The organism is Propioniciclava sp. MC1595, assembly GCF_017569205.1.
Lineage (GTDB): Bacteria > Actinomycetota > Actinomycetes > Propionibacteriales > Propionibacteriaceae > Propioniciclava.
Genome location: NZ_CP071870.1, coordinates 3,031,454 through 3,053,919, shown reverse-complemented (window position 1 = coordinate 3,053,919; position 22,466 = coordinate 3,031,454). Strand labels below are relative to the sequence as shown.

Here is a 22,466-nt window from a genome sequence, read left to right as displayed (position 1 = left end):
TGTCCACGGCTAGGGACGCGGTGGAGTGGTGGGCATGTACTTGCGGACCACGCAACGGCGGAACAAGGACGGCAGCATCGTCCGGTACGTGCAGGTGGCGCACAACCGGAAGGTCGACGGGGTCACCCACGCCGAAGTCCTGTTGAACCTGGGCCGGGAGGATCGCCTGGACCGGGACGGTCTGACCCGGCTGGTGGCCTCGATCAACCGGTACCTGGGCGAACCCGCCCCCGCAGCGTTGCCCGGCGACGCCGCCCAGCTGGTCGGTGACCACCTCCACGTCACCGAGTCCCGTCCGATGGGGACGGTGTACCTGCTCGACGGGTTGTGGCGGATGCTCGGCGTGGATGACGCGCTGCGGAAGGCGCTGGGCCCGCGAAGGTTCACCACGGATGTGGAGCGGGTGTTGTTCGCGTTGGTGGCGAACCGGGCGATCGATCCGATGTCGAAGCTGTCGGCCGCGGAGTGGGCCTCCCACGACGCGGCGATCCCCGGCCTCACCTCGATGGATGACGATCAGGCGTACCGGGCGATGGACGTCCTCATCGAGGCGGACGCCCAGGCCAAGGTGCAGGAGGCCGTGTTCTTCGCGGTGGCGAACCTGCTCAACCTCGAAGTCGACGTACTGCTGTTCGACACGACCAGCACCTACTTCGAACGCGACACCGAAGAAGAAGGCGACCAAGCGTTCCGCCGGTACGGCCATTCGAAGGACCACCGCAAGGACCTGCCCCAGATCGTGATCGGTCTGGCCGTCACGAAGGAAGGCATCCCGGTGCGGTGTTGGTGCTGGCCCGGGAACACCACCGACGTCACCGTCCTCCCACAGGTGAAGGACAGCATGCGGGACTGGCGCCTGGGCCGGGTGGTCACCGTCGTGGACCGCGGCTTCTCCTCCGAAGCCAACCTGCAGTATCTGAAACGGGCGGGTGGGCACTACATCGCCGGGGAACGGATGCGCGACGGCAGCCCGCTGGTGGAGGCCGCGTTGTCGCGGCAGGGTCGGTACTCCCAGGTCCGCGACAACCTGCGGGTGAAGGAAGTGAAACTCGACGCCGCTCCGGACCGCCGGTGGGTGATCTGCCACAACCCGTCCGAGGCCGAACGGGACAAGACCCAACGCGACACCGCCCTCGACCACGTCCGAGCCGAGTTGGAGCGAATCAAGGCACTCCGCGAACGAGCCGCGAAGACCCCTGCGAAGCCGGCTGGGAAGGCCACGGTCAAGGCGGACGACAAGCCTGTGGAGCCGGCGCATGTGAAGGCCGAGTGTGCCCTGCGCGACCATCCCGCCTACGGCCGGTGGGTCCGCCAACAACCCTCCGGCCGGTTGGTCATCGACCGGGCGAAGGTGACCGCGGAAGAACGCCTCGACGGCAAGTACCTGCTGTCGACCCCCGACCCCGACCTGACCCCCGAGGACATCGCCCTGGGCTACAAGAACCTCCTCGAGGCCGAACGCGGCTTCCGCGACCTGAAGTCCACCCTCGAACTCCGGCCGGTTCATCACCATCTGGAACCGCGGATCCGCGCCCACGTCCTGCTGTGCTGGCTCGCCCTGCTGCTGATCCGGGTCGCCGAACGGTCCACCGACCTGACGTGGCGGCGGATCGCGATCGAGCTCGGCCGCGTCCACGCCGTCACCCTCACCGGGAGTGCCGGCAGCGTCGTCCACGTCACCCCGCTCAACACCACCCAAACCGGCATTCTCGCCGCCTGCAAGGTCACCCCACCCCCCACCGTCACCACCCTCACCCCAGCCTGACAAGGCAAAACGGCGCTTCTGGTGACCTGCGGACGCGTGGGCACACGACCCCACGCACCCAAACCACGCGTTCGACCTAGTCAACCCGCCAATTCAGGCGATTCATCTGCCCACTAACTGCGGAACCCGGGTTTTCGAGTGTCCTGCCGAGTTGGGCGAGCTCTTCCAGCCCGGCCGGGACAGCGGTCTTGATCCGGTCGATCGGGTCTATCGCAGGAACGGTGTAACTGGCCCTACGGCCCGGTTGGGCAGGAGGGGTCATGATGACCGAAACACTGATGGCTGTGGAGCCACACGAAGAAGGCAAGGCGGCGCCGGCGGCGTTGGTCTCTGACCAGCCACCGCGACTCGAGCACCCGGGAGGCGGCCAGGTGGCCGAGCCGGTGGTGCTGTCACGTCAGGAGGCCGAGTTGTTGCGCGGGCTGGTGCGCCGCACCCGTGGCGCGGGCGGTGACCTGACCGGCCCCGACGGGCTGCTCAAGCACCTGACCAAGACGGTGATCGAGTCCGCCTTGGAGGAGGAGCTGGTCGACCACCTGGGCTATGACAAGCACGACCCGGTCGGCCGCAATGGCGCCAACTCACGTAACGGCTACCGGCCCAAGACGGTGGTCACCGACAACTGCGGCGAGGTGACGATCGCCGTCCCGCGGGACCGGGACGGCAGTTTCGAGCCGGTGATCGTGGCCAAACGGCAGCGTCGCCTGTCTGATCTGGACACCCTGGTCATCAGCTTGTACGCCAAGGGCCTGACGACCGGAGAGATCTCGGCGCACCTGTTCGAGGTGTACGGCGCAAACGTGTCCAGGGACACGGTGAGTCGGATCACCGACAAGATCGTGGAGGAGATGCAGGCCTGGTGGGCCCGCCCACTGGAGCGGGTGTACGCGGCCATCTTCATCGACGCCATCGTCGTCAAGGTCCGCGACGGCCAGGTCGCCAACCAGCCGTTCTACGCGGCGATCGGGGTCGATCTGGACGGTCACAAGGACATCCTCGGCATCTGGGCCGGCGGCAACGGTGACGGCGAGTCAGCCAAGTACTGGCTCAACGTCCTCACCGAGCTCCGCAACCGCGGCGTGCGGGACGTGTTCTTCATCGTCTGCGACGGGCTGAAAGGCCTGCCCGACAGTGTCGCCGCCGCGTTCCCCAGGGCGATCGTGCAGACGTGCATCATCCACCTGATCCGCAACACGTTCCGCTACGCCTCACGTAAGTACTGGGACCAGATCAGCCGCGACCTGAAACCCGTCTACACCGCCGCCACGATCGCCGACGCCGAACGAGCCCGCGACGACTTCTGCGACAAGTGGGGACGCGCCTACCCGGCCATCAAGACGCTGTGGCACAACGCCTGGGAGGAGTTCATCCCGTTCCTCGCCTACGACGTCGAGATCAGACGCGTGCTGTGCTCGACGAACGCGATCGAATCGCTGAACGCCCGCTTCCGGCGGGCCGTCCTGAGGTTGACCCCGTAACCCGGACACCGTCTTGGCGGGTTCCCTTGTCGGGGACCGCCGGAGAGGATGTCCTCGATGGGATCGACGAGGAAGAGAAGGACGTACACGCCGGAGTATCGGCGGGAGGCCGCGCATCTGGTGATCGACACCGACCGGACGATCGCAACGGTCGCCGGCGAGATCAACGTGGGTGCGCAGCTGTTGGGCCGCTGGGTCCAGCAGGAGCGCGACCGGATCGGTGCCCCACCGGAGGCGCCGCTGGACGCCTCGGAGCGGGCCGAGTTGGAGCGGCTGCGGCGGGAGAACACCGAGCTGCGGTTGGACAACGAGTTCCTGGGAAAAGCCGCAGCCTTCTTCGCAGCGAAGAACACTCCCGGCAGGAGTGCTTCGAGGTGATCGACGCGGAGAAGGCGAACTACACGATCAGCCGGATGTGCCGGCTGCTCAAGGTTGATCGGCGCCGCTACTACGAATGGTGTCGGCGCCAAGCGGCCGGGCGTACCCGGGCCGAGCAACGGCGGGCTGAGCTGACCAGCAAGATCGTGGAGTTCCACAAGGCCTCTGATGGCACCTACGGGGCGCCGAGGATCCTGCACGACCTGCGCGACGCCGGGGAGACGGTGTCGGTCAAGACGGTCGCGAAATGCATGCGGCAAGCCGAGATAGCCGGGATCAGCCCGCGTACCTGGCATCCCCCGACCACGGTGCCCGGCCCGAACCCCGACCCGGCACCCGACCTGATCAAGCGCCGGTTCGACCAAGGCCGCCGCGATGCCGCCTGGTTCTCCGACATCACCTACCTGGCCACCGGTGAGGGCTGGGCCTACCTGTGCACCGTCCGTGACGGCCACACCCGCCGGGTCCTGGGCCGCACCGTCGCCGACCACCTCAGGGCCGACCTGGTCGAGGATGCGCTCCGCCAGGCCGTCGCCCTACGCGGCGAGTTGCCCGGCAAAGTCATCTTCCACGCCGATAGGGGCTGCCAGTACACCAGCCAGCAGCTGGCCGACCTGTGCGGCGAGCTGGACCTGCTCCGCTCCATGGGACGCACCGGGGTGTGCTGGGATAACGCGGCCGCCGAATCGTTCTGGTCAACGTTCAAGAACGAGTACTACCACCGGCACGTGTTCGCCACGATCGGCGCCGCCCGCCGCGGCGCCTACACCTGGATCGACGCCTGGTACAACGCCCGCCGACGCCACTCCAGCATCGGCTACCTCAGCCCACTACAGTACGAACACCACCTGGCCCGACAGGCCGACCAGACGGCCCTCCAAGCCGCCTGACCAAACAACCACCTGTCCGGGATTCGGGGTCAACCTCAGTCCGCGCCCGCGGCCACTTCCCCAACGAGCAATCGGCGATGAAGACCCTCTACCTCGTCACGCGAAGTCTGGACCCCAAGGGCACCGGTCAGACACGATGGGTCACACGCTGGAAGCCGGCACTCAACGCCTTCGCCATCACCTTCGCCGACCGCATGCCGGCCGCCGAAGACCACTGAAGTAGTAAACACAACAAGAATGGCCAGTTACACCGTTAGTCGGACAGTCCCGACATCGAGAGGAAACTGGCCATGTCGCTCCCCATCTCGCCCAGCTGGGGCCAACCCGTGCCCGAGTGGCTGTCATTGCAGCAGGCGGCCGCCGTGTACGGCGTCAGTGTCGACACGCTGCGGCGACGCATCGCCTCAGGGAAGCTCCGGGCGTCAAGGTTCGGCGTGAGGCTCATCCGAGTTCGCGTCGAGGATCTCGACAGGCTGTTCCGTGCCATCCCCACGGGCGATGACCTCACTGACCGACGGGCCCGTGCGCGCAATCAACGCACCTGGTAGGAAGCCCACTGATCTTCCTCTTCGGCGCCGCGCACCTCATGGTGCGCGGCGCTCGTGCTTGCGTCGGCGGAGCGGTGTGACCCCACGTCACCTGGATCGAGGGCGGCCCTGCCGGGGCGCGCTCAAGCGCTCGGGGGAAACATGCCGCGAAAACTCGGGGCACACTCGGGGCACGAATCGTGCTGCAGAGCGCGGTCAACCCCCGAAAAGCAGATTCCCGCCCTGGTCGGAGCGGGAATCGAAGTGGCGGAGGATACGAGATTCGAACTCGTGAGGGCGTGAACCCAACCCGGTTTCCAACCGAGCGCCATAGGCCTCTAGGCGAATCCTCCGTCGGACATGGTAACCGATCCCCGCGGTGCCGCCCAATCGGGTGCCGGTCGTTGACGTGGGCGCCCCGACCCCGTCGAATGGGGGCATGCGCATCGCCCTGGCCCAGATCGTCGCGAGCACCGAGCCGGACGCCAACCTCGACCTCGTCCGCGAGCACGTCGCCCGCGCGAAGGACGCCGGCGCGGAGCTCGTCGTGTTCCCCGAGGCCACCATGGCCAGCTTCACGACGCGGTCGGCCGCCGTGGCGCAGCCGGTGGACGGGGAGTGGGCCCGCGGCGTCCGGGATGCCGCGCGGGAGCACGGCATCGCCGTCGTGGTCGGCATGTTCACGCCGGGCGCGGACGGCAAGGCCCGCAACACGCTCCTGGTGGTCGACGCGGTGGGGGAGCTGGTTGCGACCTACGACAAGATCCACCTCTTCGACGCGTGGGGCTTCCAGGAGTCCCGCCACATGGAGGCCGGGGACACCCCGGTTGTGGTCGAGGTCGGCGGCGTGCGGTTCGGGTTGGCGACCTGCTACGACGTGCGCTTCCCCGAGCTGTTCAAGCACCTCGCCAACGCCGGGGCCGAGGTCATCCTCGTGCCGACCTCGTGGGCGAACGGACCGCGCAAGGCCGAGCAGTTCCGCGCGCTGTGCGTCGCGCGGGCGCTGGACAGCACCTGCTTCATCCTCGCCGCCGGACAGGCCGACCCCGCGATCGTGGGCATGGAGGTGAAGAAGGGGTCGCCGACGGGCATCGGCCACAGCGTCGCGGTCAGCCCCCTCGGCGAGGTGCTGGCCGAGGGCGGCGAGGCGCCCGAGCTGGTCGTCGTCGACGTGGACGCCTCGACGATCGAGGAGTCCCGCGGGCGGCTCCCGGTGCTGGCGACCTCGCGTTTCGGCATCGCCGTGCCCTGATATGCTGGATGTCGGGTCCCCGCGCGGTGGTACCTCGCCCAACTCCCCCAGGGCCGGAAGGCAGCAAGGGTCAGTGAGCTCTGTCAGGTGCGCGGGGGCCCTTGCACGTCCCCGGTCGTCGTCCACACCGGCCCGGCGGTTTGTCGGGGCGACCCAGTAGGGTGCGGAGCGTGGGACAAGACGTGATGGGTGGCCTGTTCGACGACGACGAGGGTGACGTCGTCGATGACGGCCTGCCCGCCTACGAGCAGGACGGGCCCGACCTCTTCGGCGCCGAGCCCGACGAGTTGATCCTGCCCACCGAGCCGACGCCGGTCGACGACCCCGAGATGGACCTCCCCCTCGACGAGTACGACGAGATCCCGATCGACCCGGAGGAGTCCGACGAGGCGGACGCCGAGGCCGAGGGTGGCATCGACGAGGCCATGGCGCTGGTCGCCGAGCCCGCGGCGTCCGAACCCGAGGGGTTGGCCCCGCCGCCGCCCGCGCCCAAGGCGCCGACCCCGCCCGCGCGTCCGGACGCCCCGCTGGCCCTGTACCGCCGCTACCGCCCCGACACGTTCGACCAGGTGATCGGGCAGGAGCACGTGACCGTGCCGCTGCAGCGGGCCCTCACGAACAACCGCGTCAACCACGCCTACCTGTTCAGCGGCCCGCGTGGCTGCGGCAAGACCACCAGCGCGCGCATTCTCGCCCGCTGCCTGAACTGTGAGCAGGGCCCCACGCCGATGCCGTGCGGCACCTGCCAGAGCTGCCGCGACCTGGCGCGCGGCGGGGCGGGCAGCATCGACGTGATCGAGATCGACGCCGCCTCGCACGGTGGCGTGGACGAGGCGCGCGACCTGCGCGAGCGGGCGTTCTTCGCCCCCGTGCACAGCCGCTACAAGATCTACATCATCGACGAGGCGCACATGGTCACGCCGCAGGGCTTCAACGCCCTGCTGAAGGTGGTGGAGGAGCCGCCGCCCCACGTGAAGTTCATCTTCGCCACGACCGAGCCCGAGAAGGTCATCGGCACGATCCGCTCGCGCACGCACCACTACCCGTTCCGGCTGGTGCCGCCGCGCACGCTGACCGCCTACCTGTCCGAGCTGTGCACCGCCGAGGGCGTGTCGGTCGACGACGCCGTGCTGCCGCTGGTGGTGCGCGCCGGCGCCGGGTCGGTGCGTGACTCGCTGTCGGTGCTCGACCAGCTGCTCGGTGGCGCGGCCGAGTCGGGCGTCAGCTACCAGCAGGCCACGCGGCTGCTGGGCTACACGCCCGACAGCCTCCTCGACGAGATCATGGACGCCTTCGCCGCCGGCGACTCCCACGGCGTGTTCGCGTGCATCGACAAGGTCATCGAGGTCGGCCAGGACCCGCGCCGCTTCTCCGAGGACCTCCTGCGCCGCCTCCGCGACCTCATCGTCATCGCCGCCGTGCCCGACGCCCTCGCCACCGGCCTGGTCGACGTGGCCGCCGACCAGGGCGAGCGGCTCACCACGCAGGCCAACGGCATGGGTCCGGGCGAGCTGGCCCGCGCGGCCGAGGTGATCGCCAAGGGCCTCACCGACATGCGCGGCACGACCGCCCCGCGCCTGCACCTCGAGCTGATGTGCGCCCGCGTGCTGCTGCCGGGTGCCGACGTCGACGAGCGCGGGGTCCACGCACGTTTGGACCGCATCGAGCGCCGCCTGCAGATGGCGGCCGGCGCCGAGTCGCACGCGCCCCGGCCCGAACGGTCGGACGCCCCGGCCCCGGCTCCCGCGCCCGCCCCGTCGCCGCAGCCCGGTCCGGCGCCCCGGCCGCGCCTGCAGCCGGAGGCCCCGCCGCAGGAGCAGCCCCCGCGGCGTCCCGAGGCGCGGCCTGTGCCTGAGGCGCGCCCCGAACCGGCTCCCCGGTCACGGCCCGAGGCCCCCGCCCAGCCCGACCCGTGGCAGGCGCCGCCCCAGCCCCCGGCTCCCGCGCCGCGGCCCGATCCGCAGCCCGCGGCCCCGGCCGCACCCGCGGCGTCCGGCAACGGTGACCCGGCCGTGCTCACCACCGCGCAGGTGCGCGGGCGCTGGCCCGAGGTGCTCGACGCGATCAAGAAGCGCCGCCGCGTCACCTGGATCGTGGTGCGCGAGAACGCGCAGGTGCACGACTTCACCGACGGCGTGCTGACGCTGGCGTTCAACAACCCCGGTGCGCAGGAGAGCTTCTCGCGCGGCGGCAGCGACCAGGTCGTGCGTGAGTCGGTCCTCGAGGTGTTGGGGGTGGCGCCGACGATCCGGGCGATCGCGGGCAACGAACCGCCGCCCCCGCCGGCGCCGGCCTACCAGAGCGCCCCGGCTCCCGAGCCGGTGCAGCAGCAGCCCCCGGCCGCGGCGCCGCCGTCCCCGGGCGCCGAGCAGGCGCGGGCCAACATCCAGGCCACGCAGGTCGGCCCGATCGACGAGGAGGCCGAGGCCCAGGAGTCGCCCGACGACATCGACCTCGACGACGACGGTGCGGGCGCCGACGAGTTGCTGGCCAAGCACCTGGGTGCCGAGCTGATCGGCGAGGAGGAGCCCGAGCTCTGACCGCTCGTGCGCGCCCGCGTCAGCGGGGGCGCGTGTCGGGCGCGGCCGGGAGTGCGGGTCGTGGGTTGGCGCAGTACCCGAAGGCGGGGCCTCCGCCGGAGTGGTAGCTGGCGACCTCGCCCTGCACCTCGAGCAGCAGGCGGCGGCCCGGCACGAGGGCCTGCGTGTACATCATCCCCGGCTGCGGGCACCCGATGCTGCCGTCGGGCCAGGTGACGTCGGCGTACTCCACGACGCTCACCTCGTCGGGGGCCACGCCGCGGCGTTCGGCCTCGGCCGCGATCGCCTCCCTGACACCCGGGAGCTCCAGCACGTCATCGGGCACCGGCGTGGCCGGCGCGGCGGGCGGTGTCGGTCCGTCCGAGGGCAGGGGCAGCGTGGTCGGCTGCGGGGATGGCGTCTTGCCGGGGACGGTCGGGCGGGGCTCGCGGGGCGTCGCGGTGGTCATCGGTTCCTCCGAGGGGCTCGTGGCGCAGCCGCCGAGGAGCAGGCCCAGCGCGAGCGCGCCGGCCGCGGCCCGGAGACGTGTGCGTCGGTGCATGGCGACCTCCTCTAGGCGTCCCAGTCTAGGTGCGATGCGGTGCGGGAAAGGGGGAGCCCCCTCCCGGACGTGCCGGGAGGGGGCCCTTGGTGGTGCGTTGTGCGACTACCTCACGGGTTGACGGTGACGAGCGTGCTGCCCGCCGGGGTGTCGCCCTCGAGGAAGTTGACCTGACCCAGGTAGCGCTGGCCCGCGGTCAGGCCGGACCAGGCCGCGGTGAAGGTCACCGGCTGGGCCATGGTGACCGACGCGGACGCCGGCTGTACGGTCAGGTTGTCTGCGTCGGCGTCCGTGACGTCCCATGTGTGGACCGGGACGCTGACCGACGGCTCCGGGCTGTAGAGGTCGATGGACACCACGTAGATGCCCGGGGCCAGCCGCAGCGTGAGCTCCTCGGAGGAGCCCTCGTTGCCGCTCAGGTCGACCAGGGAGACCGTGCTGTCGGCCGGGTTGAACCGGTACACGTACAGGTCGATGTCCTTGGCGGCGACCTCCTCATCGTAGGTGGCGAAGCGCGAGACCTTGGTGTCCTTGGTCACCTCCCAGAAGAAGTAGCCGTCGAGAGGGGTGCCGTCCTCCCGGACGACGCTCTGCGCAACGACGTCGGAGGGGATCAGGCCGTCCACGTCGGTCTTGAGTGTGCCGGTGAACCCCGGGGTGACGGTGATGTCAGTCGCCCCGCTGGTTCCGGTGCCGGTGACCTCGACGGGGGCCGAGACGGCCATCGGCTTGACCGCGATCGGGCTGCGCACGGTCTCGTACTTCGGCGAGTTCGGCACCCAGGTGAGGGAACCAAAGGTGTACTTGCCGAGGGCCGCGTCGGTGCGGGTGATCGTCACCTTGAAGGTGGCGCTACCGCCGGGGCGAACGGTGATCTTGTCGGGGACGACCTTCACCGTGGTGCCCTTGGGCGCCTCCACCTTTGCGCGGTACTGCATGGCCGACTTGTTCACGTTCTTGACCGTGCGGGTGATCGTCTGGGTGCCGGTCAGCTCACCGATGCTGATGCTCGGGTAGTTCAGGTCACTCGGGTCCTTGGCGGGCAGCTGGGCGCAGACCTCGGCACCGCCGACCAGCTGCAACTGCCCGATCCCACAGGCGTAGATGTCCCAGTCGGTGATGTTGGAGTCGTAGACCAGACCTGGGTTGTAGGACTTGGCCGGGACGACCTCACCCGCGCCGTAGTTGAGTGGGGTGGCCTTCGCGCCGGTGGCGGTCAGGATCGCCTTGCCCTCGTCCGTCGTCTGGCGGGCGGTGGTCATCATGGCCGACTTGATGGCCATCGGGCTCCAGGTCGGGAACCTCTGCTTGAGCAGCGCGCCCAGGCCGGCGATGTGCGGGGCCGACATCGAGGTGCCCTGCAGGGACTCGAAGCGGGGGTCACCCGAGTCGGGGTCCTGGCTGTAGGCCGCGATGACGTCCACGCCGGGGGCGGTGATGTCGGGCTTGAGCAGGTCGCCGCCGCCGGCCAGGGCCGGGCCGAAGGACGAGAAGCTCGCCATCGACGGGGCGTCGACCTCGACGTACTTGGAGGCGTTGATGGCGCCGGTGGGGGCGTCCTGATCGGACACGTACGCCTTCAGGGCCTCACCGTCCTCGGCGGTCAGGTGGAAGCCGGGGATCGAGTAGATGATCGGCAGCAGGGTGCTCGCGCCGGTCGGGGAGTTCGCAACGACGATCGCCGCGCCACCCGAGGCCGCGACCTCGGCGCCCTTGTCCACGAAGGGGTGCTCTCCACGGGTGCAGACGACCATCTTGCCGGCGGCGCCGGCGTCATCGACCGTGCCGGGGCCGCAGAGGTCGGCCTGGGCGGCGGTGTAGCCGGCGGCGGGAATGGTGCTGGCGAGCACCATCGGGAGCTGGGCGGTGGGGCCGCCGTAGCCGACGCCGTCGTAGGTGGTGCCGTCACCCGTGGTGAGCGTGTTCTCGACGCCACGGTCGTGCGAGCTGGCCGCAACGGTCATGGTCCACGGCGAGTTGTGCGCGACCGACGAGACGCCGACGCTGTCGCCCGAGTTCCCGGCCGAGGTGGAGACGAAGACGCCCGCCTCGGCGGCCGCCATGAAGGCGAGCTCGTCGGCGGTCACGACGTACTCAGAGGAGCCCGAGACGGAGTAGTTGATCACGTCGACGCCGTCGGCCACTGCGTCGTCGATGGCCTGGACCAGGCCGGAGCTCGTGCCGGAGCCGCGTCCGTCTTCGGTCTGCCACAGGGCCTTGTAGACGGCGACGTGTGCGGCTGGGGCCATCCCGGACCCGGAGCCCATGGTGTTGCCCTGGATGGACATCGCGACGCCGTGGTTGCCGGCGGCGGTGCCCGCGGTGTGGGAGCCGTGGCCGTTCGTGTCCCGGGGGCTGTTGAAGTCGTACCGAATGTCGTTCTCGTACTCGGTGCCGTAGTAGCGAGCCCCCACGATCTTGGTGGTGCACTTGAAGGTTGGGTCGTTCTCGGTCTCGCAGGCCCAGTCACCGGCCGGCATCTTGGCGCCGGGCAGAGCGGCGAAGCTGGGGTTGTCGGGGTCGATGCCGGTGTCGAGGACGCCGACCACGATGCCGGTGCCCGCCTTGGCGTCACCGCCGAACTGCTTGGCCCAGACGCCGTTCTTGCCGGAGAGCCCGAGGTAGTCGGGGGTCGTGACGGTGTCGGCGTAGCGGACCTCGTCCTCCCAGACGTTGGCCACGCCGGCCGCCTTCTTCAGTACCGCGGCCTCGGCCTCGGTCAGCTTGGCGGTGAAGCCGTTGAAGGCGACGGTGAACTCGTGCGTCTTGGCCGACTCCTTGACGTTGGCGTCGCGCAGGGCCTTGCGCTGCTCGTTGCGATTGTGGGCCTCGAGCTTCTTCGCGTTGCCCGACTTGGCGTTCACCTTCTTGCCGGTGGCCGGCTTGGTGGCGGGGATGCCCTGGACGCCGCCGTCGTAGGTGGCGACGGGGTCGCCCTTCATCTGGACGATGAAGGTCTTCTTCGTCTGGTCCAGCTTCACCTCGTCGGCCGCGTAGGCCGGTGGCGCGAGAGCTGGGAGCAGGGCGAGAGCCGCACCGCACGCGAGGAGGCGTGAGCGTCGGCGTGGGGTCTGGTCCACGGTGGTTCCCTCCGGGTTACGTCCATGACAAGGCGTGACGCGGCCACAACTGCGTGACCGCCCTTGGTGGGGAGAGATTTTGGTTCCTTCAGGGAGAGAAGTAAATCGGCCGCACCGTCAGGGTTTTTCACTCTTGAAGAGTGAGGGGGTAGGCGTACCCCCGGGGGTGAGGGCGGGATGACCTACGATGGGCCGCGACGAGAGGAGGGCGTCGATGTCCCTGTTCGGCACCGAGGGTGGCGGGTTCGACATGAACTCGTTGCTCGCCCAGGCCCAGGCCATGCAGGCCCAGATGCAGAACGCGCAGGCCGAACTGGCCACCAAGACCGTGACCGGCAGCGCCGGCGGCGACCTGGTCCGGGTCACGATGACCGGCTCCGGTGAGCTCACTGAGGTGCGCATCGACCCGAAGGCAGTCGACCCCGACGACACCGAGACCCTCGGTGACCTGGTCGTGGCGGCCGTGCGCGACGCCAACAACCAGGTCCAGGCGCTGGCGGCCGCCGCCATGCCCCAGATCCCCGGCCTGCCCTTCTGACGGCGCGGTCGGCGTGTACGAAGGTCCGATCCAGGCGCTGATCGACGAGTTGGGCCGGCTCCCCGGCGTGGGGCCCAAGAGCGCGCAACGCATCGCGTTCCACCTGCTGAACGCCGACCGCGAGGAGGTCGAGCGCCTCGCGGACGCCCTCCGCGAGGTCGCCGAGAAGGTGCGGTTCTGCGACATCTGCTTCAACGTGTCGGAGGACACCACGTGTCGCATCTGCCGCGACCCCCGACGCGACCAGGCGACGATCTGCGTGGTCGAGGAATCCAAGGACGTCGCCGCCATCGAGCGCACCCGCGAATTCCGGGGGCTGTACCACGTGCTGGGTGGGGCGATCAGCCCCATCGACCACGTCGGCCCCGAGGACCTGCACGTCGCCGAACTCCTGCGTCGCCTGTCTGGACCGGTCGTCACCGAGGTGATCCTCGCGACCGACCCCAACGTCGAGGGCGAGGCCACCGCCACCTACCTGACCCGGCTGCTGGCCCCCACCGGCATCACGGTGTCACGGCTGGCGTCCGGGCTGCCGGTGGGTGGCGACCTGGAGTTCGCCGACGAGGTCACCCTGGGCCGCGCCTTTGCCGGACGCCGACAGGTGGGGGTGTGAGCCTGACGTGGTGAAGCTGATCGCGACCGACGTCGACGGGACGCTGCTCAACAGCAGCCACCGGATCAGCCCCCGCACCCGGGCGGCGTTCACTGCGGCGAGGGCGTCCGGGGTGGAGGTGCTGGCCATCTCGGGACGGCAGCCGTACTCGATCGGCGCGATCGTGGCCGGGACGGCGTTGGAGGGCCCGGTCGTCGGGTCGAACGGGTCGGTGGCCGTCGACCTGGCCTCGCGGGCGGTGCTGTTCGAGGAGGTCATCGACCTCGACGCCCAGCGCACGATCGCGCTGGCCCTGCTGGAGCGCTTCCCCGACGCCCACGTGGTGTCGGTGCGGGACGCCGGCAACACCTACGTCGCCCAGCACGGCTACACCGGCCACCAGGACCCGGGCCACGAAAACGCCCTGTGGCCGGTGGTCCACCGGTTCGCGCACCTCGACGAGGTGCTGGCCGAGCCGTCGGTGAAGCTCGTGATCAGGCACCCCGACCACCGGGTCGAACCGGAGTTCATGCTCGAGGTGGCGCGTGATTTGCATGTGCCGGGCGTGCACCCGACGACCTCGGGGGCACCGTTCCTCGAGGTCGGGCGGGCCGGGGTGTCGAAGGCGACGGCGCTGGCCCGGTTCGCCGCCGATCGGGGGATCGAGGCGTCCGGGGTGGTGGCGTTCGGCGACAACCTCAACGACGTCGAGATGCTGGCCTGGGCGGGCCTGGGCGTCGCGATGGGCAACGGCGTGCCCGGCGCGATCGAGGCCGCCGACGAGATCGCGCTGACCAACGACGCCGACGGGGTCGCCGTCGTGATCGAGCGCCTGCTCGGTCTGTGATCCGACCGCGGTTACGCTGAGTCGCCAGCCCCTGACTAGTCCTTTGGTGGCATCGTAAATCAGTCTATTGGAGGGGGCGTGGGTCGCAACAGTTGCGTAGAGTCCCGGGGAGGCCATACCCCCGTGGCCGCTTGATTGAATGGAGAATACCGTGACGATTCGCACTGCATCCCCCTTGAGCTCCTGTTCCAAGGGTGAGGTCTACAGGCACTGCAAGTAGCACGAGCGATGCGGGGCTGGGAGGTAGATCCCAGCCCCGCGGGCATCGAAATCCAATGTTCAATTACTTGAGGGAATGGCTGGGTTACCATCCCGACGTGCATCCTTCAGTTGCCGCGACGGGTCTGAGCTTTCTACTTCCGGGCTACATAGACACTTGGGAGCCCGGGAAGTCTTTGAGATATAGTGGTGTAGCTAAACAAGAGGCTCGCCTTTGTCAATTAGCCGTCAAGATTGCTCCGGAATTCTTGGCGGAGAACCAAGAGTTTCAAATTAGGGACCAAGGGGACGCCCTCTTCGCTGCCAAAATGTTCGCGGCGATGCCCGGTCGGTACCGGGTGCGGGTCATCAACCCAGAGCGAAACTCGGAGCCGACGCCCCGCTGGCTGCTAGGTGACGTCAGTGAGGCCTTGGTTCATCTCTTGTCGTCTGTGGACTCGGGCAACCCTTGGTTGACCGAGAAGTGGTTGGACAGGCTGCTGAGCAGAATCAATGCGGAAACGCTGAACGACGAGGTCCTGTTCGGGCGGCTCATGGTGCTCCTTCGTGTCTTGGGCCGTGACCTTGAAGCCGCGCAGATTGCACGGAGTGTGGACCCTCAGCTTCCACGGATGAGGGCGGCGGCCTTGGCTGACTTGGTGGTGATCAATCAACGACTTGGCCCGCTGCTCCGGGAACCTCGCGCCCACATTGAGGGTTACGCAACTGAATTGTATGAAATCGCCATGGCCCTAGGGCATGACGCCGACCCGCTGGAACTTGAGTCGTGGGTCAATGCTCTGGGTCTCTTCTTCGCCGCAACCGGGAGATTCGACGAGTGTCGCAGTCTTTATTCGTGGTTCGAGAGTCAGGTAGGAGATTCCCTGCCACCCCACGCGCGGGCAATATTTGAGTCGAACTTCGGGAGGGTATTGACTTGGGCGGCTGAGCCGGATCTCGTGAGGGAAGGTGAGACGCGGCTTCGTCTTGCAGCGAATCTCGAGCCCCAGTTTGCTGATCACTGGGTCCGAGTCGCTGACTTCTTGGTAGATGCGGGCCGGATGGACGACGCGTCGCAACTGATCGCCCGCGGTCTTGACGAGTGTGCTGATACTGCAGCATTGATCGCCGTTTCAGCACGCCTGAAGTTCCTCGCAGGAGAGTTTCATGAGGCGATGACCCTGTATTTGAACTCCTATCGAATGCAGCCGGAACGTCATGAGAGGTTACTGCATGCCGCACAGGCTGCTGGAAATGCTGGACTCGTGGACGAGATGGCCGACCTGCTGTCGGGAGTGGAAGTTGCGTATCTGACAGATCCATTGGTGGAGACCTTTGAGCTGCTGTCTTTGGAAGTGAAGTCCCGCGAGATGGACGAGCGCTTGCGGCGTGCGTGGATGTGTGACCAGTTGGCGATGCTGTCAGCCCTTCGGCCTGAGTGGGAAGTTGTTCGAGAGAACGTTGAACTCCTGACTCAGGAAGGGTGATCTGGTGCTGCGGATCTTCTTCTTCGCCGCGCGATCTGCTCGCCCCCTGGCAGTCCTCACGCCCGTCTTGCTGGTGGCGGGGGCGGTGGCCTCGGTCGGAATCATGTGGCTCCTGGGTGCGACGATCAGTGAACTCCAGGCAGGCCGATATGAACGCGCCATCCAAGCTGCTGTCCTCTATGCGGCCGTGCTCGCGGCATCGAGTGTGCTGGACGCCGCGACGGCTTGGAGCGTGATGCGTTGGGAGTCCGCCTTCCTCGTGGCCCTGCACGACCGGATCGGTTCCCTGCTGGGCCGTCCGAGAGCCGCCGTGGCGCTGCGATCCCCCGAGGTGTCCCAGCGCGTCCGGGCGGTCAGGGAGGCGGTTGACGGCTGGATGGTTCGCGACTCATTGGGAAGTCTCGTGTTCGTGGCGACCATGTGGCTGACTGCCGCCGGTGGCCTCATCATCGTGGGTACGTGGCGATGGTGGGTCGGGGTCATCATCGCCGCCGCCTTTTTGTGGTCGGCCAAGCTCTCGGCCCGGTGGTCGGACTCGGTCGACGACGACCTGCTCGACGTCACCGGGACGGACCGGGCTCGGGCCGCCTACCTCCGCACCCTCGTGGTGGAGAGGTCCGGGGCCCGGGAATTGAGGGTGTTCGGCATCCATGCGGTGGTGACCGAGCGTTGGCGGCAGACGTGGCTGCGAGCCATGCGAGAGGTCTGGGCGATGCGGCGGGGACGCGCCTGGGCGGTGGGTGGGAGCGCACTGGCTGTCATGGTCGCGCACCTGGGCGCACTGGCCCTGCTCGTGTGGGATGCGTGGGCGGGGCGTATCTCGGTCGGTGCCGTTGCGACCGTGGTCGCCGGGCTCACGAGTCTGGCCTCGTTCGGGAACCAAGGGGACTCCGGTCTCTCGGTGCGAGCGGGAGGTGCGGCGGTCGCAGCTCTGGACGCCCTTGACGAGTCCGTCGATGCCGCCCGGAAACCGGAGCGTCCTGTCGATCCCAGCTGCCAGCCGGGCGAGATCCTGATCGAGGATCTCGTGGCCGCCTATGACGATGGGGTCCCAGTCTTGGATGGCCTGACCCTCCAAATTGCACCGGGGGAGGCGGTCGCGCTCGTGGGAGTGAACGGCGCGGGCAAGTCCACCCTCGTCAGGGTTCTGACCGGCCTGCTGGAGCCGGTGGGCGGACGGGTCGCCATCGGTGCGGAGCCCGGAGCTCCCGCGGCTGCGGTCGTGTGGCAACGATACGGAAGATTCCCCCTGACGCTGGCGGAGAATGTCCATGGTGGTCGCGAGCACGAGCCTGCGGCACTGGAGGTGGCTCTCGAGGACGCAGGGGTGGTGGAGTTCGTCCAGGACCTCCCCCAAGGTGTGGACACGCCCCTCGTGACTGGAATCGACGGCGGGACGGAGTTGTCCGGGGGGCAATGGCAGCGCGTGGCCTTGGCACGATCTCTTCTCAAGACACACCCGGACGCGGGTCTGTTGATCCTGGACGAACCCACCGCCAGCCTCGACCTCCCCACTGAGCACGCCTTGTTCCAGCGTTTCCGTAGCAGTACGCGCGGTCGTACCTCATTGACCATCACCCACAGGCTCGGAAGCATCCGGAACCATGACCGCATCGTGGTGCTGGACGAGGGGCGAATCGCGGAGTCGGGCACCCACGACGAACTGATGGCGCTGGGCGGGACCTACGCGAAGATGTTCGTCGCCCAGCGGGATGGTTTGGTCGCAGGCGGAACGTCATGAGGGCGATCCGTCTGCTGGTCACCGAGGCGTGGGCGGAGTCTCCGGCCACATTCCTGCTGGCCTTCGTCGAAACGCTCGGGCGAGTCCTGGAGTTGAGCCGCCCGGTGTTCCTCGGCCTGCTGGTCGGCGGTCTGGTCTCCGACCACCCAACGAGTGCCGTGCTGGGCGCACTCGGCTTCGCAGTCGCGGCGGGTCTGGGTGAGGCGTTCATGGCCGTGGGCGTCGGTGCTCGCGTCCGCCTCATGGAGCGTCTGGGCTTCCGATTCGACCAGAAGATCCTGGGTGTCCTCGGTCGGTTGCCCACGATCGAGCACCTGCAGGACGACGAGGTGAACGACCGGATCAGGCTCTTGACCGAGGAGCAGGGCGCCCTCGGGCTGGGGATCAACCGGCTGCTGTACGTCGTGAACAACCTGGTGTTCGCTATGGGGACCATCTTGGTCGCGGTGACCGCCTCGTGGTGGATGGCGATCCCCCTGCTCGCCGGGGCTGCGGCCCTGCTCAGCACGCGCTGGGTGGCACGGGCGGAGCAGCGAGCTGAGCAGGACTCGGCGCGTCCGGGACGGATGCGGGAGGAACTCGCCGATGCAATGGCGGACCCCTCTGCGGCCGAGGATGCCGCCGTCCACGACATGCACGCGCTCCTGCGGCGCCGCCTGGGAGAGGTGACGCAGGCCTGGCGGCTGCCGACCGAGCGGACGGGGGTGAGGGTGGCACTCCTCGAAGGTGCCGAGTCGATCCTGTTCTTCGTCGCGGCGGGGGCAGCGATGGTCCTCACCATCCGCGATGCCAGCGTCGGCCTCATCTCCGCGGGCGCCGTCGCGCAGGCCTTCCTGCTGGTGACCCGCCTGGCCGGGGTGGCCCCGATGCTCAAGTTCACCAGCACGATGGCCCTCCGGTCGATCCGCAGCATGGACCGCTACCTGTGGCTGGTGGACCGCGCGGCCGCCGAGGCGCAGCCCGCCCGGGTGCCGGCCAACCGCATGGCGGCCGGCGTTGTGGTCGACCACGCCTCCTATCGGTACCCGGGGGCGTCGTCCGACGCGCTGAGCAACGTCACCCTGACACTGGCGCCGGGCGAGGTTGTGGTCCTCCTGGGGGACAACGGCTCGGGCAAGTCCACGTTGGTCAACCTCATGCTCGGCCTGCTGCGGCCGACGTCCGGCGCCGTGCAGGTCGGAGGTTCCCCTGCCTCCGAGCGGCAGCGCGTATCGATGGTCAGCCAGGACTTCGTGCGCTACGAGTTGACGCCCCGCGACGCGGTTGGCTTCGGGGATGTCGAACGGATCGACGATGGCGCACACCTGAGGGACGCCGCGCGTCTGGGTGGGGCGGCCACGCTGGTGGACGGGCTGCTCGGTGGCTGGGAGCAACAACTCGGCACAGGCTGGGTTGGGGGCGTCGATCTCTCCCAGGGTCAGTGGCAGCGGCTCGCGTTGGCACGGGGTCTGGTTCGTCAGGGGTCGATGCTGATGTGTTTCGACGAGCCGAGTTCTGCACTCGACCCGGAGGCCGAGCGCGTCTTCGTCGAATCGCTCGCGACCGGGGAGGCGCGTCGCGCGTTGGGCGATGAGTGCACCGTCGTGTTCGTGACCCACCGGCTACTCGCGGCCAGGATGGCCGATCGCGTGGTGGTCCTCGACCGCGGCCGCGTCGTGGAACAGGGGACGCCCGTCGACCTCCTGAGAACCGGGGGTCGCTTCGCGGAACTGCACGCTCTCCAGAGCGAGGCCTACCAGGGTGACCGTGGGTGATAGCCACCTACCCTACGCTGGGGCCATGCGCGCCGCCTTTGTCGAAGCTGCCAATCCGGCCGATCCCCTCGCCGCACTCGTGGTGGGGGAGCGGCCCGACCCGACTCCCGGTGACGGCTGGGTGAACGTGCGGGTGCGTGCGGCGTCGGTGAACCACCACGACGTGTGGTCGCTGCGGGGGGTGGGGCTGCCGGCCGAGCGCATGCCGATGATCCTGGGTACGGACGCCGTGGGCACCACCGCCGACGGACGCGAGGTGCTGGTGCACGCGGTGATCTCGTCGGCCGGATGGTCGGGTGATGAGACCCTCGACCCGCGTCGTTCCTTGCTGTCGGAGCAGCACCAAGGCACGTTCGCAGAGTGGGTTGCGGTTCCCGAGGCGAACCTCGTCGACAAGCCCGCGGGGCTGTCGTGGGAGGAGGCCGCCTGCGTGCCGACCGCCTACCTGACCGCGTTCCGGATGCTCACCCGCGACTCGGGGCTGTGGAAGCCGGGCACCGTGCTGGTCCAGGGCACCTCGGGTGGGGTGGCGTCGGCGGCGATCCAGGTCGCGAAAGCCCTCGGGCACCGGGTGTGGGCGACGGCGCGCTCCGAGGCCAAGCGCGAGTTCGGGTTGGCCCTGGGGGCCGATGAGGTGTTCGAGCCGGGTGCGCGGCTGCCCGAACGGGTCGACCTCGTCGTCGAGACGGTCGGCGAGGCGACGTGGTCGCACTCGCTGAAGTCGCTGCGCCCCGGCGGGACGGTCGTGGTGTGCGGGGCGACGTCGGGTCCGAACCCGCCGGCCGACCTGAACCGCGTGTTCTTCCTCCAGTTGCGGGTGATCGGTTCGACCATGGGCACGCGCTCCGAACTGGAGGGCGTCCTGTCTCTGATGGAGCGCACCGGCATGCGACCGCCGATCGACCGGGTGGTGGGTTTCGACGCGTTGCCGGCCGCGATGGCGGCGCTGGGGGCGGGCGAGGTGCTGGGCAAGGTCGTGCTGACCCCCTGATCGCGGGCCCCGGAGGGTTGTCCGCCGTTTGCGTCACGCTCCCTGTGTGCCGCGGCGCGAGTCTGGCGTGATCCAATCCACGGACGCCTCGGGCGCGGGGCGCCGCCAGCAGGACATGCCACGTGTGGACAACTTTCCTCCTCCGAATTGGCCCTGTGGACGGGGAGGATTCGGTGACGGGAATCACCGCCAACTGCCGATGATCCCAGCATGGAATCGAGGGTCATCACATCTCCCATGACACGCGCCGAGCGAGCGGCCGCCGCCCGGATCGAGACACGGCGTCGCCACGAGTTGGCGACCCGGTTGGCCGCCCCGCACGATGGCGTCGTCACGTACGCGATGCTCCATCGGGCCGCTCTCACGCGCGGCCAGGTGCGCAGCGCGATCGAGGGGGGCCTGTGGCACCCGGCGGGCAAGCACACGGTGTCGATCACCAGCGATGCACCCACCGGGCGGGGGCTGTGGTGGCGGGCACTGTGGGAATCGGGGGCCAGTGCCGTGCTCGACGGTGTGACGTCGCTGTTCGCCTGGGGGTTGAAGAACTGGAACGAGGAACTCCTCGACGTCACCGTCGCCCACAACCGCCGGGTGCGCGCGATCGCCGGCGTCAGGCACCACCAAGTGCGTGAGGTGAGGGATTGTTTCCGGACCAAGAGCCCCCACCGGTAGAATCCGTGGGAGAAATGGAAGGGATCGAATGACCCGGAAGAAGTTCAGCCCGGAATTCAAGGCGGAGGCGGTTCGTGCGGTGATTGAGTCGTCGCGGACTGTTGCCGAGGTCGCGCGTGATCATGGTATCGGCTCGGAAACACTCAGGAATTGGGTGAATGCGTATCGGCGGGACCACCCGGATGAGTTACCGGAGATCAGCGAACCGGAGCGTGCTGAACTGGCACGGTTGCGTAAAGAGGTCCGCGAGTTGAAGGCCGAGCGGGAGTTCCTGGGAAAAGCGGCGGCCTTCTTCGCCAAAGAGTTCCGGTGACCGCGAAGTACGCGTTCATCAACAGCGAAGAAGGCAACTACTCGATCCGGAGCATGTGTCGGTGGGCGAGGGTGTCGCGGGCCGGCTACTACGAGTGGCTCAACCGGCCGGTCTCGGTGACCCAGCGGTGGCGCGACGAGCTCGGCGACATCATCGAGGTCCTGTTCGCCGACTCCGACGCCACCTACGGCTACCGACGGATCCATGCCGCCTTGGTGCGGGCAGGCAGGCCGTGTGACCCGCAGACGGTGCGTGCGATCATGGCCGAGCGTGGCTTGGTGGCTTGTCAGCCGCGCCGCAGCGGGCCCAGGACCACGATCCCGGCTGACGCGAAGGATCTGCCGGATCTGGTCAACAGGGACTTCACCGCCGACGAGCCCGGGCTCAAGCTGGTCGGCGACATCACCTACATTCCGACCTGGCAGGGGTGGGTGTATCTGGCCACCGTGCTGGACTGCTGCACGAAGAAGGTCGTCGGGTACGCGATGGCCGAGCACATGCGAACCGAGCTGGTCACCGACGCCCTGGCCATGGCGATCAGTAATGGCCATGTCCGCAGCGGGGAGACGATTTTCCATTCGGATCGCGGGACTCAATACATGTCGGCCGAGTTTGCCGAGTTCACGCGCGCGGCTGGGATTGTTCGGTCGGTCGGACGGACTGGGATCTGCTATGACAATGCGTGGGCTGAGTCGTTCAATGCGACCTTGAAAGTGGAGCGGGTTCATCGGACCGTGTATCCGACTCGGCGGCATGCTATCCGGGATATTGCACGCTACATCGAGTTGCGTTACAATCAGAAACGGTTGCATTCCGCGCTTCAATATCGTACCCCGAACGAAGCAGAGCAGGACTGGTACGAAACCAACAAGGCAGCCTGAA

Annotated in this window: 16 protein-coding genes, 1 tRNA gene, 1 other RNA gene and 2 pseudogenes; 17 read left to right on the top strand and 3 right to left on the bottom strand. The window is 68.5% G+C overall.

From position 1 onward, the window contains the following. The first annotated feature begins 34 nt into the window (after positions 1–34). From J4N02_RS14790 to J4N02_RS17470, 5 genes and pseudogenes are all read left to right on the top strand, one after another. Positions 35–1,765, top strand: a complete 1,731-nt coding sequence (locus tag J4N02_RS14790; protein WP_208091001.1) for an IS1634 family transposase — start codon at positions 35–37, stop codon at positions 1,763–1,765. A 386-nt stretch (positions 1,766–2,151) separates the two neighbouring features. Next, positions 2,152–3,225, top strand: a pseudogene (locus J4N02_RS14785) (IS256 family transposase); the annotation flags it as partial. Positions 3,226–3,291: 66 nt separating this feature from the next. Then, positions 3,292–4,511, top strand: a protein-coding gene (locus tag J4N02_RS14775) for an IS3 family transposase (RefSeq protein ID WP_397421091.1) whose coding sequence is annotated in 2 segments (ribosomal slippage) — positions 3,292–3,570 and positions 3,573–4,511 — 1,218 coding nt in all. Because the reading frame shifts where the segments join, the coding sequence is not laid out codon by codon here. Positions 4,512–4,546: 35 nt separating this feature from the next. After that, a pseudogene (locus J4N02_RS14770) lies at positions 4,547–4,729 on the top strand (IS256 family transposase); the annotation flags it as partial. Between the two features lie 72 nt (positions 4,730–4,801). After that, a complete protein-coding gene (locus J4N02_RS17470) occupies positions 4,802–5,059 on the top strand; it encodes a helix-turn-helix domain-containing protein (RefSeq protein WP_188334715.1) in 258 nt (85 codons plus the stop codon). Between the two features lie 244 nt (positions 5,060–5,303). On the opposite strand, the gene J4N02_RS14760 is transcribed toward J4N02_RS17470, so the two are convergent. Further along, positions 5,304–5,391 (bottom strand) — tRNA-Ser (locus J4N02_RS14760). An 86-nt stretch (positions 5,392–5,477) separates the two neighbouring features. Between J4N02_RS14760 and J4N02_RS14755 the strand changes: the two genes are divergently transcribed. The 3 genes from J4N02_RS14755 to J4N02_RS14745 all read left to right on the top strand — a co-directional run bounded on the left by J4N02_RS14755 (position 5,478) and on the right by J4N02_RS14745 (position 8,830). Further along, a complete protein-coding gene (locus J4N02_RS14755) occupies positions 5,478–6,290 on the top strand; it encodes a carbon-nitrogen hydrolase family protein (protein WP_188334714.1) in 813 nt (270 codons plus the stop codon). Between the two features lie 10 nt (positions 6,291–6,300). Continuing rightward, positions 6,301–6,397, top strand: an RNA gene (ffs, locus tag J4N02_RS14750) — signal recognition particle sRNA small type. Positions 6,398–6,475: 78 nt separating this feature from the next. Continuing rightward, positions 6,476–8,830, top strand: coding sequence for a DNA polymerase III subunit gamma and tau (locus tag J4N02_RS14745; protein WP_188334716.1), 2,355 nt, complete (start codon positions 6,476–6,478; stop codon positions 8,828–8,830). Between the two features lie 19 nt (positions 8,831–8,849). Here the strand turns inward: J4N02_RS14745 and J4N02_RS14740 are convergent, their stop codons facing one another. Beyond that, positions 8,850–9,371 carry a hypothetical protein gene (locus J4N02_RS14740; protein ID WP_188334713.1) on the bottom strand — a complete coding sequence of 174 codons (522 nt, stop codon included), beginning with the start codon at positions 9,369–9,371 and terminating at the stop codon, positions 8,850–8,852. A 110-nt stretch (positions 9,372–9,481) separates the two neighbouring features. Continuing rightward, complete coding sequence (locus J4N02_RS14735; RefSeq protein ID WP_182817065.1) at positions 9,482–12,451, bottom strand: S8 family peptidase; 2,970 nt, start codon at positions 12,449–12,451, stop codon at positions 9,482–9,484. 214 nt (positions 12,452–12,665) lie between these two features. On the opposite strand from J4N02_RS14735, the gene J4N02_RS14730 reads away from it, so the two are divergent. From J4N02_RS14730 to J4N02_RS14690, 9 genes are all read left to right on the top strand, one after another. Beyond that, positions 12,666–12,989 (top strand): YbaB/EbfC family nucleoid-associated protein, encoded by a 324-nt coding sequence (locus tag J4N02_RS14730; RefSeq protein WP_182817067.1) that lies wholly within the window; start codon positions 12,666–12,668, stop codon positions 12,987–12,989. A 13-nt stretch (positions 12,990–13,002) separates the two neighbouring features. After that, positions 13,003–13,602, top strand: a complete 600-nt coding sequence (gene recR / locus J4N02_RS14725) for a recombination mediator RecR (protein ID WP_182817069.1) — start codon at positions 13,003–13,005, stop codon at positions 13,600–13,602. A gap of 10 nt (positions 13,603–13,612) precedes the next feature. Continuing rightward, complete coding sequence (locus J4N02_RS14720) at positions 13,613–14,428, top strand: Cof-type HAD-IIB family hydrolase (RefSeq protein ID WP_182817070.1); 816 nt, start codon at positions 13,613–13,615, stop codon at positions 14,426–14,428. Between the two features lie 275 nt (positions 14,429–14,703). Then, on the top strand, positions 14,704–16,113 hold the full coding sequence (locus J4N02_RS14715; RefSeq protein ID WP_188334712.1) for a hypothetical protein: 1,410 nt from the start codon (positions 14,704–14,706) through the stop codon (positions 16,111–16,113). Between the two features lie 4 nt (positions 16,114–16,117). After that, positions 16,118–17,854 (top strand): ABC transporter ATP-binding protein, encoded by a 1,737-nt coding sequence (locus J4N02_RS14710; protein ID WP_182817074.1) that lies wholly within the window; start codon positions 16,118–16,120, stop codon positions 17,852–17,854. Next, complete coding sequence (locus tag J4N02_RS14705; protein ID WP_182817076.1) at positions 17,851–19,608, top strand: ABC transporter ATP-binding protein; 1,758 nt, start codon at positions 17,851–17,853, stop codon at positions 19,606–19,608. The genes J4N02_RS14710 and J4N02_RS14705 overlap by 4 nt, the downstream gene beginning before the upstream one ends. Positions 19,609–19,633: 25 nt before the next feature. Further along, on the top strand, positions 19,634–20,599 hold the full coding sequence (locus J4N02_RS14700) for a zinc-binding dehydrogenase (protein WP_188334711.1): 966 nt from the start codon (positions 19,634–19,636) through the stop codon (positions 20,597–20,599). A 237-nt stretch (positions 20,600–20,836) separates the two neighbouring features. After that, the gene (locus J4N02_RS14695) at positions 20,837–21,271 is read left to right on the top strand and encodes a hypothetical protein (protein ID WP_188334710.1); all 435 of its coding nucleotides are present in this window, start codon (positions 20,837–20,839) and stop codon (positions 21,269–21,271) included. Positions 21,272–21,299: 28 nt separating this feature from the next. Further along, positions 21,300–22,465, top strand: a protein-coding gene (locus tag J4N02_RS14690; protein ID WP_208091000.1) for an IS3 family transposase whose coding sequence is annotated in 2 segments (ribosomal slippage) — positions 21,300–21,546 and positions 21,546–22,465 — 1,167 coding nt in all. Because the reading frame shifts where the segments join, the coding sequence is not laid out codon by codon here. Position 22,466: the final 1 nt, after the last annotated feature.